The 13845-nt window shown below is 72.5% G+C and carries 11 protein-coding genes; 7 read left to right on the top strand and 4 right to left on the bottom strand.

Annotation, left to right across the window (positions count from 1 at the left end; all coding sequences use genetic code 11):
* Positions 1–116: 116 nt before the first annotated feature.
* The 5 genes from ACWD5F_RS38615 to ACWD5F_RS38595 all read left to right on the top strand — a co-directional run bounded on the left by ACWD5F_RS38615 (position 117) and on the right by ACWD5F_RS38595 (position 7249).
* Positions 117–1646, top strand: coding sequence for an aldehyde dehydrogenase family protein (locus ACWD5F_RS38615; RefSeq protein ID WP_451260926.1), 1530 nt, complete (start codon positions 117–119; stop codon positions 1644–1646).
* Positions 1647–1710: 64 nt separating this feature from the next.
* Entirely contained in the window at positions 1711–3252 is a 1542-nt protein-coding gene (locus ACWD5F_RS38610) for a GMC family oxidoreductase (RefSeq protein ID WP_451260925.1), read from the top strand.
* The gene (locus ACWD5F_RS38605; RefSeq protein WP_401713812.1) at positions 3252–4292 is read left to right on the top strand and encodes a quaternary amine ABC transporter ATP-binding protein; all 1041 of its coding nucleotides are present in this window, start codon (positions 3252–3254) and stop codon (positions 4290–4292) included. Before ACWD5F_RS38610 ends, ACWD5F_RS38605 begins: the two co-directional genes overlap by 1 nt.
* Positions 4293–4356: 64 nt before the next feature.
* The gene (locus ACWD5F_RS38600; protein ID WP_451260924.1) at positions 4357–6300 is read left to right on the top strand and encodes an ABC transporter permease; all 1944 of its coding nucleotides are present in this window, start codon (positions 4357–4359) and stop codon (positions 6298–6300) included.
* A gap of 1 nt (position 6301) precedes the next feature.
* The gene (locus tag ACWD5F_RS38595; protein ID WP_451260923.1) at positions 6302–7249 is read left to right on the top strand and encodes an ABC transporter substrate-binding protein; all 948 of its coding nucleotides are present in this window, start codon (positions 6302–6304) and stop codon (positions 7247–7249) included.
* Positions 7250–7282: 33 nt separating this feature from the next.
* Here ACWD5F_RS38595 and ACWD5F_RS38590 read toward each other — a convergent pair whose 3' ends face one another.
* Positions 7283–8008, bottom strand: coding sequence for an isocitrate lyase/PEP mutase family protein (locus ACWD5F_RS38590; RefSeq protein ID WP_401714422.1), 726 nt, complete (start codon positions 8006–8008; stop codon positions 7283–7285).
* 2 nt (positions 8009–8010) lie between these two features.
* Complete coding sequence (locus tag ACWD5F_RS38585; RefSeq protein ID WP_451260922.1) at positions 8011–8532, bottom strand: carboxymuconolactone decarboxylase family protein; 522 nt, start codon at positions 8530–8532, stop codon at positions 8011–8013.
* A 46-nt stretch (positions 8533–8578) separates the two neighbouring features.
* On the opposite strand from ACWD5F_RS38585, the gene pdxR reads away from it, so the two are divergent.
* Positions 8579–10096: a MocR-like pyridoxine biosynthesis transcription factor PdxR gene (pdxR, locus tag ACWD5F_RS38580; RefSeq protein ID WP_451260921.1), complete on the top strand. Its 1518-nt coding sequence runs from the start codon at positions 8579–8581 to the stop codon at positions 10094–10096.
* A gap of 5 nt (positions 10097–10101) precedes the next feature.
* On the opposite strand, the gene ACWD5F_RS38575 is transcribed toward pdxR, so the two are convergent.
* Positions 10102–10536, bottom strand: coding sequence for a hypothetical protein (locus tag ACWD5F_RS38575; RefSeq protein WP_451260920.1), 435 nt, complete (start codon positions 10534–10536; stop codon positions 10102–10104).
* A 133-nt stretch (positions 10537–10669) separates the two neighbouring features.
* Here ACWD5F_RS38575 and ACWD5F_RS38570 point away from each other — a divergent pair, with 133 nt between their 5' ends.
* Positions 10670–13417, top strand: coding sequence for an AAA family ATPase (locus ACWD5F_RS38570; RefSeq protein WP_451260919.1), 2748 nt, complete (start codon positions 10670–10672; stop codon positions 13415–13417).
* On the opposite strand, the gene ACWD5F_RS38565 is transcribed toward ACWD5F_RS38570, so the two are convergent.
* Entirely contained in the window at positions 13389–13796 is a 408-nt protein-coding gene (locus ACWD5F_RS38565; RefSeq protein WP_451260918.1) for a hypothetical protein, read from the bottom strand. The genes ACWD5F_RS38570 and ACWD5F_RS38565 overlap by 29 nt on opposite strands.
* Between the last annotated feature and the right edge of the window lie 49 nt (positions 13797–13845).

Raw genomic sequence — 13845 nt, 5'->3', positions numbered from 1 at the left:
CTTTCGGCCATGAATTGCGCATGCAATCGGGGGGTGGGGGCATGTGCTCACGGTCCCGCTGGGTGACATCCGTGTCACTCAGGGGCGCTGAACAGGAACGGAAGGCAACACCGATCATGGCGGACACAGCAGACGGCCTGGGGCTAGAGGCGCAGGCGACCATCCACGTGCGCGGGGAATGGCGTGAAGCCGTCTCCGGTGCCACGCGTGAGGTCCTCGACCCCGCGGACGGGCTGCCGTTCGCCCTGGTCGCGGAGGGTGACGAGAAGGACACGGACCTGGCGGTCGCCGCCGCCCGGCAGGCCTTCGACCACGGCGACTGGCCGCGCACCCCCGCCACCGAGCGTGCCGCCCTGCTGCGCCGCGTCGCCGACCTGCTCGTGCGCGACCGCGAACAGCTCGGGCTGCTGGAGAGCCGGGACGCCGGCAAGACCGCCGAGGAGGGCCGCGTCGACATCGACTGTGTCGCCGACGCCTTCCGCTACTTCGCCGACCTCGTCGCCGCCGAGTCCCCCGGCCGGATCGTCGACGCGGGCTCGCCCGACATCCACAGCGTCGTCGTACACGAACCCGTCGGTGTCTGCGCGCTGATCACCCCCTGGAACTACCCCCTCCTCCAGGCCAGTTGGAAGATCGCCCCGGCGCTCGCGGCCGGCAACACCTTCGTGGTCAAGCCCAGCGAGATCACCCCGCTGACCACGATCGCCCTGATGGACCTGCTCGCCGAGGCCGGCCTGCCCGCCGGCGTCGCGGGCCTGGTCACCGGACCCGGCCACACGGTCGGCGCCCGTCTCGCCGAACACCCCGACGTCGACCTGGTCTCCTTCACCGGCGGCCTGGTCAGCGGCACCAAGGTCGCCCAGGCCGCCGCCCCCACCGTCAAGAAGGTCGCCCTCGAACTCGGCGGCAAGAACCCCAACGTCGTCTTCGCCGACGCCTGCGCCACCGACGAGGACTTCGACACCGCCGTCGACCAGGCCCTCAACGCGGCCTTCATCCACAGCGGCCAGGTCTGCTCGGCCGGCGCCCGGCTCATCGTCGAGGAGTCCCTGCGCGAGCGCTTCGTCGCCGAACTCGCCCGCCGCGCCCAGAAGATACGCCTGGGCCGGGGCACCGAGGACGGCGTCGAGTGCGGCCCGCTCGTCTCCGAGCAGCAGCGCGCCAAGGTCGAGGCGTACGTCGCCTCCGCGCTCGCCGAGGGTGCCGTGCTGCGGGCCGGCGGCCGACGCCCCGAGCCGTCCGCCGAACGCGCCGCCGGCGGCTACTTCTACGAGCCCACCGTCCTGGACCAGTGCCACCGCGAGATGCGGGTCGTGCGCGAAGAGGTCTTCGGCCCGGTCCTCACCGTCGAGACCTTCCGCACCGAGGACGAGGCCGTCGCACTCGCCAACGACACCGAGTACGGCCTGGCCGGCGGGGTCTGGACCGGCGACGGTGCCAAGGCCCGCCGGGTCGCCGCCCGGCTGCGGCACGGCACCGTCTGGATCAACGACTTCCACCCCTACCTCCCGCAGGCGGAGTGGGGCGGCTTCGGAAAGAGCGGCGTGGGGCGGGAGTTGGGCCCCGCCGGACTCGCCGAGTACCGCGAGACCAAGCACGTCTACCAGAACCTCGCGCCGAAGCCGGTGCGTTGGTTCGCGGGCTGAGCCGACGCACGGCCCTTCCACCCTCAGCTTTCAGACCCCAGCCCCCACTGGAGTGAGCACCCCTATGCCCCAGAGCGAGAACCAGAACGAGAACGCGTACGACTACGTCGTCATCGGCGGCGGCACCGCGGGCTCCGTCATCGCCTCCCGCCTCACCGAGAACCCCGACGTCACCGTCGCCGTCATCGAAGGCGGCCCCAGTGACGTGGGCCGCGAGGACGTCCTGACCCTGCGCCGCTGGATGGGCCTGCTCGGCGGCGAGTTGGACTACGACTACCCCACCACCGAGCAGCCGCGCGGCAACTCCCACATCCGGCACAGCCGCGCCCGGGTGCTCGGCGGCTGCTCCTCGCACAACACCCTGATCGCCTTCAAGCCGCTGCCGTCCGACTGGGACGAGTGGGAGACGGCCGGTGCCCGGGGCTGGGGCGCGGTGCCGATGGAGGCGTACTACGCCCGGCTCCTCAACAACATCGTGCCGGTCGACGAGAAGGACCGGAACGCCATCGCCCGCGACTTCGTCGACGCGGCCCAGGCCGCGCTGGGCGTCCCGCGCGTCGAGGGCTTCAACCAGAAGCCGTTCACGGAGGGCGTCGGCTTCTTCGACCTCGCCTACCACCCCGAGGACAACAAGCGGTCGAGCGCGTCGGTGGCGTATCTGCACCCGGTGATGGACGAGCGCCCCAACCTCCGCATTTTCCTTGAGACGTGGGCGTACAAGCTGGAGCTCGACGGCACCCGCGCCAAGGGCGTGCACGTGCGCACCCAGGACGGCGAGGAGCTGCTGATACGGGCCCGCAACGAGGTCGTCCTGTGCGCGGGCGCCGTCGACTCGCCCCGCCTGCTGCTGCATTCGGGCATCGGCCCCCGCGCCGACCTCGAAGCGCTCGGCATCCCGGTCGCCCACGACCTGCCGGGCGTCGGCGAGAACCTCCTCGACCACCCCGAGTCGGTCATCGTCTGGGAGACGAACGGACCCATCCCCGAGAACTCCGCGATGGACTCAGACGCGGGCCTGTTCGTGCGCCGCGACCCCGAACACCTGGGCCCGGACCTGATGTTCCACTTCTATCAAATCCCGTTCACGGACAATCCGGAGCGACTCGGCTACGAGCGGCCGGAGTTCGGCGTCTCGATGACCCCCAACATCCCCAAGCCGAAGAGCCGCGGCCGGCTCTTCCTCACCAGCGCCGACCCGTCGGTCAAGCCCGCCCTCGACTTCCGCTACTTCACCGACGAGAACGACCACGACGGCCGCACCCTCGTCGACGGCATCCGCATCGCCCGCGAGATCGCCAAGACCGAGCCGCTGGCGGGCTGGCTGAAGCGGGAGGTGTGCCCCGGCCCGGAGGTCCTCGGCGACGCCGAGCTGAGCGAGTACGCCCGCAAGGTCGCGCACACCGTGTACCACCCGGCGGGCACCTGCCGTATGGGCGCCGTCGACGACGAACAGGCCGTGGTGGACCCGGAGTTGAGGATCCGCGGCCTGGACGGCATCCGGATCGCCGACGCGTCGGTCTTCCCGACCATGCCCGCGGTGAACCCGATGATCGGGGTGTTGATGGTCGGTGAGCGGGCTGTCGACCTGATCGGAGGCGGTGCGTGATGAGCGAGGCAGTCTTCTCGGTCGACGGCCTGTGGAAGGTCTTCGGCCCCAAGTCCGACTCCGTCCCCACCGACCCCGACCTGCGCGCCCTCGACCCCGTCGAACTGCGCACCCGTACCGGCTGCACCGCCGCCGTCCGTGACGTCTCCTTCGACGTGCGCAAGGGCGAGGTCTTCGTGGTGATGGGTCTGTCCGGCTCCGGCAAGTCGACGCTCGTGCGCTGTCTGACCCGGCTGATCGAGCCGACCGCGGGCACGATCTCCATCGACGGCGAGGACGTCCGCGCCATGGACAAGGCCCGGCTGCGCGAACTGCGCCGACACCGTGCCGCGATGGTCTTCCAGCACTTCGGTCTGCTCCCGCACCGGACGGTCCTCGACAACGTGGCCTACGGCCTGGAGATCCAGGGCATGGGCAAGGCCGAACGCCGGGCGCGGGCCCAGGAGGTCGTCGCCAAGGTCGGGCTGGAGGGCATGGAACAGCGCAGGCCGGCCCAGCTCTCCGGCGGCCAGCGGCAACGCGTGGGCCTGGCCCGTGCGTTGGCGGTCGATCCCCAGGTCCTGCTGTTCGACGAGCCGTTCAGCGCGCTGGACCCGCTGATCCGGCGGGACATGCAGGAGGAGGTGGTCCGCCTGCACCGCGAGGAGGGCCGCACGATGGTCTTCATCACCCATGACCTCAGCGAGGCCCTGCGGCTCGGCGACCGGATCGCCCTGATGCGCGACGGCCGGGTCGTCCAGTTGGGCACGCCCGAGGAGATCGTCGGCAGCCCCGCCGACGACTACGTCCGCGACTTCGTCCGGGACGTCCCCCTCGAACAGGTCATGACCGTGCGTACGGCCATGCGCCCCGGCGACTGCGGCGGCCCGGACCATCCGGGCGCGCTCGCCCCCGACGCCGTGGTCGCCGACGCGATCAAGGCCGTCGCCCGCAGTGGCCGGACGGCCTGTGTGGTGGAGGACGGCCACTGTCTGGGCGTCCTCGACCACGAGCGCCTCCTCGCGGTCGTCGCGGGGGAGCGGTTCAAGGAGGCGGTCTGATGCCGGCGAAGCTGTTCCAGGGGCGCGGCCCGATGCCGACGAATCGGCCCAAGGAGGCGGTCTGATGGCCACGTTCACCGCATCCGCCCCCCGCACCCTCCCCACCGACCTGCTCAAGCGCCGGTCGGTCCAGAAGCTGCTGCTCATCGCGCTCGCCGCGGCGATCCTCGTACCGCTCGCCAACGCCCGTTGGGCCAGCGGTAGTTGGCCCGACGCGCTCACCGTCGACCTGACCAAGCCGCTGACCGACGTCAGCGACTGGATCATCGACAACCGTGACAGCCACCCCCTGTTCCTCTACTTCTTCGGCTACGTCAGCAACGCGGTCGTCATCTGCGTACGCGCCGTCTATCTCGTGCTCCTCGCCGCGGGCTGGGCCGGCGTCACGGCCTTCGGCGCGCTGGTCGCCTGGCGGGTGGCCGGCGTGCGGCTGGCGCTCGGCACGGGCGCCGCGTTCCTCGCCTGCGGGCTGCTCGGCATGTGGGTGCCGACCATGCAGACGCTCGCGCTGATGGTCGTCGCCGTCCTCGCGTCGGTCGCCGTCGGCCTCCTGCTGGGCCTGGCCGGCGGTCTCTCGGAACGGCTCGACCGCGCCCTGCGCCCGGTCCTGGACACCATGCAGGTGCTGCCCGCCTTCGCCTACCTGCTGCCCGTCGTCCTGGTCTTCGGCATCGGCGTGCCCGCGGCCGTCCTGGCCACCGTCGTCTACGCCGCCCCGCCGATGGCCCGACTCACCGCGCTCGGCCTGCGCGGCGCGGACAAGGAGGTCCTGGAGGCGGTCGACTCGCTCGGTGCGAGCGCCCGCCAACGGCTGCTGACCGCCCGTATCCCGCTGGCCCGCAGGGAACTCCTGCTCGGCCTCAACCAGACGATCATGATGGCGCTGTCCATGGCGGTCATCGCCTCCGTGATCGGCGCCGGCGGCCTCGGCGACCGCGTCTACCAGGCGCTCGCCTCCGTCGACGTCGGCGCGGCCCTCGCGGCCGGCATCCCGATCGTGCTCCTCGCGGTCGTGCTGGACCGGGTGACCGGCGCGGCGGGCGACAGCACGGGCGAGGAAGAGCTCGGGAGCCGCCGTTGGCTCTACGCGGGCGGCGCCGTCGTGGTCGTGGCCCTCGCCGCGCGTCTCGCGGGCCGGCTCGACTGGCCCGAATCCTGGACGCTGAACATCGCCACGCCGGTCAACCGCGCCGTCGACTGGATGACCGCCCACCTCTACTCGGGCGTCCCGGTCGTGGGCGGCACCGCCGACTGGGCCGGGCACTTCACCACCTGGGTCCTGGACCCCGTCCGCGACGGTCTGCAGTGGCTGCCCTGGTGGTCGGTGCTGCTCCTGGTCGCCACCCTCGCCTGGCTGATCGGCACCTGGCGCACCGCCCTCACCGCGGTCCTCGCCATGGCCGCGATCGGCGTCCTCGGCGTGTGGCGGCCGTCCCTCGACACGCTCTCGCAGGTCCTCGCGGCCGTCGCCGTCACCCTCGTCCTCGGCTTCGCGACCGGCATCGCGGCGGCCCGTAGCGACCGCTTCGAACGGCTGCTGCGGCCCGTCCTGGACGTCTTCCAGACCATGCCGCAGTTCGTGTACCTGATCCCGGTCGTCGCGCTGTTCGGCGTCGGCCGCGCGCCCGCCGTCGCCGCGGCGGTCGTCTACGCGCTGCCCGCCGTCGTCCGCATCACCACCCAGGGCCTGCGTCAGGTCGACCCGGCCGCGCTGGAGTCCTCGAACTCGCTCGGGGCGACCAGTTGGCAGCAGCTGCGCCAGGTCCAACTCCCGCTCGCCCGCCCGGCGTTGCTGCTCGCCGTCAACCAGGGCGTGGTCCTCGTCCTCGCCGTCGTCATCATCGGCGGCCTGGTCGGTGGTGGCGCGCTCGGCTACGACGTCGTCTTCGGCCTGGCCCAGGGCGACCTGGCGACCGGCCTGGTGGCGGGCGGCGCGATCGTCTGCCTCGGCCTGATGCTCGACCGGGTGACCCAGCCGACACGGCGCCGCACGAAGAAGGGAGCGTGACATGCGCGTACGTACGACCGCTGCCGTCGCGTCGCTGATCCTGCTGACCGGCTGCGGCGCCGCCGACATGACCAAGCAGGCCTCGCCCTTCGCCAACGCGCAGGGTGCCAGGACGGTGACCCTCTCCGTGCAGTCCTGGGTCGGCGCGCAGGCCAACGTGGCTGTCGCGCAGTACCTGTTGGAGCATCGGCTCGGCTACCGGGTCGACACCGTCCAGGTCGACGAGGTGCCCGCCTGGGACGCGCTCAGCCAGGGCCGGGTCGACGCGATCCTGGAGGACTGGGGCCACCCCGACCAGGAGAAGCGCTACGTCGACGACAAGCACACCATCGCCCGGGGCGGCGGCCTCGGGGTGACCGGCCACATCGGCTGGTACGTGCCGACGTACCTGGTCAAGCAGCACCCGGACATCACCGACTGGAAGAACCTCAACAAGTACTCGTCGCTGTTCCGCACCCCCGAGAGCGGCGGCAAGGGTCAGTTGATGGACGGCTCGCCGTCGTACGTCACCAACGACAAGGCCCTGGTGAGCAACCTGAAGCTGGACTACCAGGTGGTGTTCGCCGGTTCGGAGGCCGCGCAGATCACGCAGATGCGGCAGTTCGCCAAGGAGAAGAAGCCCTTCCTGACGTACTGGTACGCGCCGCAGTGGCTGTTCAAGAAGGTCCCGATGACCGAGGTCAAGTTGCCCGCGTACAAGGAGGGTTGCGACGCGGACCCGGCGAAGGTGGCCTGCGCCTATCCGCACACTCCGTTGCAGAAGTACCTCAACGCGGACTTCTCGAAGAAGGGCGGCGAGGCGGCGGCCTTCCTGAAGAAGTTCAAGTGGACGACCGAGGACCAGAACGAGGTCTCCCTGCTGATCGCCGACCAGAAGCTCACACCCGAGCAGGCGGCGAAGAAGTGGGTGGACAGCCACGCGTCCACGTGGAAGGCGTGGCTGTCCTGAACGCCCTTGTTCCGTAGGGTCGTTGGCCGTCTCCTACTTCTTGAGGCGGTCGGCGATCCCGCGGAGCGCGTGCGCCGCCGCGCGCTGCATGCCCGGTCCGAACGTCACGCGGGTGGCCCCGAGTTCACCGAGTTCGGTGGGCGAGGGGCCCTCGCCGTCCAGCCGGCCCGCCATGTTGATCGGCCCCTGGATCCCGGACCGCAGCAGCGGCAGTACGTCCGTCGGGGCGCCGATCGGATAGACGCAGTCGGCACCGGCGGCGACGTACAACGCGGCCCGCTCGATGGCCCGTTCGGGATCGCCGTCCCCGTGCAGGAACGTGTCCACCCGGGCGTTGACGAACAGCTCGTCCCCGGCCGCGTAGCGCACCTCGGCGAGCCAATCGGCGTGCTCGCGCGGGTCCTTGAGAACACCACCCCCGTCGGAGTCCTCAAGATTGCAGCCGACGGCCCCGGCTTCCAGCAGCCGCTCCACCAGCTCCTTCGGGGCCAGCCCGTACCCGCCCTCCACATCCGCGGAGACCGGCACGTCCACCGCCCGCGTGACGCGCGCCACCGCGGCGAACATCTCCTCGCCCGGCACGTCCCCGTCCGCGTACCCGAGCGCCGCGGCGACCCCCGCGCTCGGGGTGGCGAGCGCGGGGAAACCGGCCTCCACGAGGACCCGCGCGCTGGCCGCGTCCCAGGGACCGGGCAGCACGAGCGGGTCGCCCGGGACACGGCCCCGGTGCAGGGCGCGGAAGGCGGCGACCTTGCTCACGGTCACTGGTGCTGCCCGGCGGTGTAGTGGCCCGGGACCATGCGGCAGGTCACGCCGAAGCGGTTCCACGCGTTGATCACCGTGATCGCGGCGATCAGCTGCGCCAGCTCGGCCTCCTCGAAGTGCTTGGCGGCCTTCTCGAACACCTCGTCCGGCACGAAGCCGTCGGTCAGGACCGTGACCGCCTCGGTCAGCTCGATCGCCGCGAGCTCCTTCTCCGTGTAGAAGTGCCGCGACTCCTCCCACGCGCCGAGCTGGATGATCCGCTCCACGCTCTCGCCGGCCGCGAGCGCGTCCTTGGTGTGCATGTCCAGGCAGAACGCGCAGTGGTTGAGCTGCGAGGTCCGGATCTTGACCAGCTCGTTGAGCTTCGGGTCGAGACCCTTACGGGCGGCGGCGTCCAGGCGGAGCATCGCCTTGTAGACGTCGGGCACGTGCTGGGCCCAGTTCAGGCGGGGGCTGTGCTCGGGGGCGTACTGATCGGTGCGATCGGAGGCGGATTCGGCGGTCTGCTCTGTGGTCATGTCTCGACCCTAGGTTCCGGGCAGCCCAGGAGTATGGTCCATTTCCATGGTGAAAACGTGGGCCACTTTCGGCGTAGACCTCCACCTGGAACCGACCGGACCGGGCCTGCGCCGCGGCCTGACCGACGCCCTGCGCGAGGCCGTCCGCACCGGCCGCCTGGCCCCGGGCACCCGCCTGCCCTCCTCCCGTTCGCTCGCCGCCGACCTGGGCATCGCCCGCAACACGGTCGCCGACGCGTACGCCGAACTGGTGGCGGAGGGCTGGCTCACGGCCCGCCAGGGCTCGGGCACACGGGTCGCGGAGAGCGTGCGGGCTGCGCAGGCCACGAGGGGTGCGAAGGGCGCGTGGGTCGGGGAGGGCACGCCGATCGCGGGGGACTCCGCACCTCGCCCCGACCCCGAGCCGTCCGGCGAGGAGCCCCATCGCCGCCCCCGTGCGGGGCATCACCTCCACCCCGGTGAAGAGCACCGCCCCCGCGAAGCGCACCGCCCCGCCTACGACCTGGTCCCCGGCACCCCCGACCTCGCCTCCTTTCCGCGCGCGGAGTGGCTCAAGGCCGCCCGGCGCGCCCTGACCGACGTCCCGTCCCAGTCCCTCGGCTACGGCGACCCGCGCGGCCGCGTCGAACTGCGCACCGCGCTGGCCGGCTATCTCGCCCGCGCCCGGGGCGTACGCGCCGACCCCGACCGCATCCTGGTGTGCGCCGGCATCTCGCAGGGCCTGCGCATCCTCAGCGCGGTACTGCGGGCGCGCGGCGCGAGCACGGTCGCCGTGGAGTCGTACGGCCTCTACATCCACTGGCGCCTGCTCGCGGCCGAAGGTCTGCGGACCGTCCCGCTCCCCTTCGACGAACGGGGCACGGATCCGAGGGAGTTGACCGACGAGGGCGCGGTCCTGCTCACCCCCGCCCACCAGTTCCCGATGGGCGGCACCCTGCACCGCGACCGGCGCGCGGCCGTCGTCGACTGGGCCCGCCGCACCGGCGGCATGGTCATCGAGGACGACTACGACGGCGAGTTCCGCTACGACCGCCAGCCCGTCGGCGCCCTCCAGGGCCTGGACCCCGACCACGTCGTGTACGCGGGCACGGCCAGCAAGGCCCTCGCCCCGGGCCTCCGGCTGGCCTGGCTGATACTGCCCCCGGGCCTCGTCCAGGAGGCGGCCCGCGCGAAGGGCGGCATCGACTCCTGCGGAGCCCTGGACCAGCTGACCCTCGCCCAGTTCATCAACTCCGGTGCCTACGACCGTCACGTGCGCGCCTCCCGCCTGCGCTACCGGCGTCGCCGCGACGCCCTGGTCGCCGAACTCGCCCACCGCGCCCCCCAGGTCAGCGCCACCGGCATCGCGGCCGGCCTGCACGTGGTCCTCCGCCTCCCCCCGGGCACCGAACAACAGTCCCTGCGCGCGGCCGCCTGGCAGGGCCTCGCCCTCCACGGCCTGCACCGCTACCAACACCCCGACGCGACGGTCGAACGCCGCGACGCGCTGGTCGTGGGGTACGGGACTCCACCGGAGCACGCGTGGTCGGGGGCGCTGGAGGCGTTGTGCCGGGCGTTGCCGTAGACCGGTCAAGTTTGCCGGTCGAGAGGCCTCGGCCGGGCGGACCATCCGTCCGAACCCAGGGCACCCACGTGCCACGGCTGGGCCGCCACCGCGGAGTCGAGCAGGCGCCGGGACCTCTCGAAGGGCAGGACGTACGTCAACGGTTCCTCCGGGGCCCGCTTGTGCGCGTACTCCGCCTCGTCCCAGGCCGCTCCGAGGTCTCCCGCGTCCAGCCGGGTCAGTCCCCGCATCGCGCGGGCCGCGGGCAGTGCCGGAGCGCGCCGTACCGCCTCGGCGGCCGGCTCGACGGCCGCCTCCGTGTGCTCCATGGCCCACAGCGTCCGCGCCCGCACCACCAGCAAGTCCGGCGAGAGCGCCCCGATCGGTCCCCTGGACGCCGCGAGCGCCGCCGCGACCCCGCCCTGTCGACGTAGACCTTCGGCCTTTTCCCCGGCTTTCATCACATTCCCCCGTCGCCCCCGTGGATGCTGGACGCGAGCCAACGTACGGACACGGTCCCCGGTCCGCCTCCGGTGAGTTCTCGGGAAAGTCCCTGGGGCGGGTCGGGGGCCGTGGCCTCGGGGAGGGGGCGGCGTGGACACTGTCATGCCTCGGGGGCGCGGCGACGGGGCGGCGTTCCTGGGACGTACGAGGGAACTCGCCGAACTGCGCCGACGATACGGGGAGGCGTCGGCGGGTGTCCCGCGGGTGGTCGTCGTCGAAGGACCCGCCGGTATCGGCAAGACGGCGCTCCTGCGGCGCTTCCTCGCCGACAGCGCGCACGGCCATGTGCTGACGGCGGCCGGCGAGGAGAACGAGGCGGAGCTGCCGTACGGCGTGCTGGGCCAGCTCCTGGGCCGCTCCGTGCACACCGACCCGCTCACCGCCGGAGCCGAACTCCTCGACCCGTTGGGGGAGTTGCAGCGCGACGAACCCGTCGTGCTGGTCGTCGACGACGCGCACTGGGCCGACGCGCCCTCGCTGCGCGCGCTCACCTTCGCGCTGCGCCGGCTGCGCGCCGACCGCGTCCTGTGCCTGCTCGCGCTGCGCGATGTCGAGGCCCCGGGGATGCCCGGCGGACTGCGCCGGATCCTCACCGACGACACCGCCGTACGACTGCGGCTGGACGGCCTCGCGACGGCGGACCTGGTCGGACTCAGCACCCGGTATCTGACCGAGCCGCTGACCCCGGCCGCCGCGCGCCGCCTGCGTACCCACACCCACGGCAACCCGCTGCACTGCCGGGCCCTGTTCGAAGAGGTGCCGCCGGCCGCGCTCCGGTCCGCCGCCGCACTGCCCGCCCCGCAGTCGTACACCCGCTTCGTCCTGGACCGGCTCGCCCGCTGCGGGCCGTCCGCCCGTGCCCTGGTGCGGGCCGCGGCCGTGCTCGGCCCGGACTGCACGCTGGCCCGCGCCGCCCGCCTCGCAGAGGTCGCCGAACCGCTGGCCGCGCTCGGCGAGACCCTCGCCCACGGGCTGCTCCGGGAGACCCCGCAGGCCGCGCCGACCGGTATCGCGTTCACCCACCCGCTGGTCCGCGCGGCCGTCCTGCACGGACTCGGCCCGCTGCGCCGTACCGCACTGCACAGCAGGGCCGCCGAGGCCGCCGACGACGAGTTCACGCGCCTGCACCACCGGGCGCTCGCCGCCTACGGACCCGACGACCGGCTCGCCCTCGAACTCGCCGACTGCGCCCGCCGGCGCGGCGCCGACGGCCGCTGGGTGGAGGCCGCACCCCTCCTCCGGTACGCGGCCCGGCTCACCTCCCGGCCGGCGGAGCGCGGGCGGCTGAACTGCGAGGCCGTGGAGGCCTTTCTCTTCGACGGCCGGGACGAGGAGGCCGCCGCCGTCGTGGCCGCGCTGCCCGACGCGACCGACGAGGCCGTACGGTGCTGTGCCCGCGGCCATCTGGCGCTGGTCGCCGGCCGCGTCGGCCAGGCGCACGCCCTGCTGGACGAAGCATGGCGGCTGCGCACCCCCGGCGCGGACCCCGGACTCGACGCACGGATCGCGGAACAGCACGTGATGGTCCACATGCTGGGCGGTCAGGCCGCTCGCGTGTGCCAGTGGGCCGAGTCGGCCCGCGACCACGACGGCCGGGCGCGCTCCGGCGGCACCCTGCGCTTCATCCACCTCGCCGCGCTCGGGCAACTCGGCGCCTACGAGGAGGGGTTCCGGCTGGCCGAGGAACTGCCCGCGGCGGCACTGGTGGGCGTGCGGGACATCGAACTCCTGCTGGGCAGAGGTGCGTTGTACCTGTACACCGACCGCGCGGCACAGGCCCGGCCCGACCTGGAGCGGGTCGTGGACCTCACGCGCCGGGGGCCCGTGCCGCTGCGCGTGATCGCCCTGGCGATCCTCGCGAAAGCCGAATACCTCTGCGGTGACTGGGACTTGGCGAGCCTGCACTGGGAGACGGCCGCCTCCGTCGCCGCCGACCTCGGCCAGGGGTGGATCGCCCCCGTGGTGCACGCCGAGAACGTGCTCCTGCTCACCGCCCGCGGTGAGTACGAGCGTGCCGAGCAGCAGTTGAGGATCGCGCGCGGCCACCCCGTGGTCGAGGAGTCCGCGATGGTGGAGATCTTCGTGACGTACGGCCGCGCCTTCCTGGCCTTCGTCCGCGGCGAGCCCACGTCGGCCGTCGAGCTGCTGCGCACCCTCGTCCCTTACGAGGAACTGGACTTCACCGCCGAGCCCGGAGTCACGACCTGGCGCGATCTGCTGGCCGACGCGCTGGTCTCGGCCGGTCGGCTCGACGAGGCCGAGGAGGTGCTGGCCGCCCTGGAACGGCGTGCCACCGAGCGCTCGCGCGCCTCCACCCTGGCGTCCGTGTGCCGGGTGCGCGGCGCCCTGTTCGCGGCCCGCCGAGAGCCGAAACGCGCCCGGGACGCCTTCGCCGAGGCCATCGACCGCGCCGCCCGCGTCGGCCTGCCCTTCGAGCAGGCCCGTACCGAGCTCGACTTCGGCTCCTTCCTGCGCCGCACCGGCCGTCGCGCACCGGCCCTGGAGCACCTGCGCGCGGCCCGGACCCGCTTCGCCGAGTTGGACGCCGCGCCCTTCCTGAGGCACTGCGACCGCGAACTGGCGGCGGCGGGCCTTGCCGATGTGCGGGATCCAGGCCGCGTGGGCGCTCCGGAACGACTGACACCGCAGGAACACGCCGTCGCCCAACTCGCGGCGACCGGGCTGACCAACCGCCAGATCGCCCGCGAGCTGGTCCTCAGCGCGAAGACCGTCGAGTACCACCTCAGCCATGCCTACGCGAAGCTCGGCATCCGCTCCCGGGTGGAACTCGTGGCCCGGGTGGCTGCGGCTAGGGAAGGATCAGGAACGGCGGGCTGACGGCGAAGGTCGCCCCCGGCTCCGTCGAGCCGTACTTCACCGATCCGTAGGCCTGTGCGATGTGGCCCGCGTGCTGGCTGAGCACAGCGCTGCTCAACGTGAACTCGAAGACCCCCGGAAAGTCGGTCCACCCTTCTCCGGGCGTGAGGAAGTGACCCTGCACCACTCCGGATCCGACGACGGGAATGGCTGTGCCGTCGTCGATGTCACGCACGACGAGCGACACCCGGTACGACCCCTCCTGCCCGTGCAGGGTCCGCCCCGCCTCGGCCTCCAGCACGATCTCGCCGTCCTTCTGCGGATCCAGCGTGCTGTCGGCGATCTTCCCGCTCGGCTCACGGCTGAACACCCGCACGATCTGAGCGTCGTTCGGTCCCATGACTACCCCCTGTTCGTCCTGCTGTCCGTCCTGCTCTGCCCGACCGGTT

The organism is Streptomyces sp. NPDC002499, from assembly GCF_053595415.1.
This window is presented reverse-complemented; position numbering and strand designations above follow the sequence as displayed.

Bases quoted from the DNA above. Each gene is read 5' to 3' on its own strand.
- ACWD5F_RS38615 (WP_451260926.1), top strand. From the start codon at position 117: ATGGCGGACACAGCAGACGGCCTGGGGCTAGAGGCGCAGGCGACCATC.
- ACWD5F_RS38610 (WP_451260925.1), top strand. From the start codon at position 1,711: ATGCCCCAGAGCGAGAACCAGAACGAGAACGCGTACGACTACGTCGTC.
- ACWD5F_RS38605 (WP_401713812.1), top strand. From the start codon at position 3,252: ATGAGCGAGGCAGTCTTCTCGGTCGACGGCCTGTGGAAGGTCTTCGGC.
- ACWD5F_RS38600 (WP_451260924.1), top strand. From the start codon at position 4,357: ATGGCCACGTTCACCGCATCCGCCCCCCGCACCCTCCCCACCGACCTG.
- ACWD5F_RS38595 (WP_451260923.1), top strand. From the start codon at position 6,302: ATGCGCGTACGTACGACCGCTGCCGTCGCGTCGCTGATCCTGCTGACC.
- ACWD5F_RS38585 (WP_451260922.1), bottom strand. From the start codon at position 8,532: ATGACCACAGAGCAGACCGCCGAATCCGCCTCCGATCGCACCGATCAG.
- pdxR (WP_451260921.1), top strand. From the start codon at position 8,579: ATGGTGAAAACGTGGGCCACTTTCGGCGTAGACCTCCACCTGGAACCG.
- ACWD5F_RS38575 (WP_451260920.1), bottom strand. From the start codon at position 10,536: ATGAAAGCCGGGGAAAAGGCCGAAGGTCTACGTCGACAGGGCGGGGTC.
- ACWD5F_RS38565 (WP_451260918.1), bottom strand. From the start codon at position 13,796: ATGGGACCGAACGACGCTCAGATCGTGCGGGTGTTCAGCCGTGAGCCG.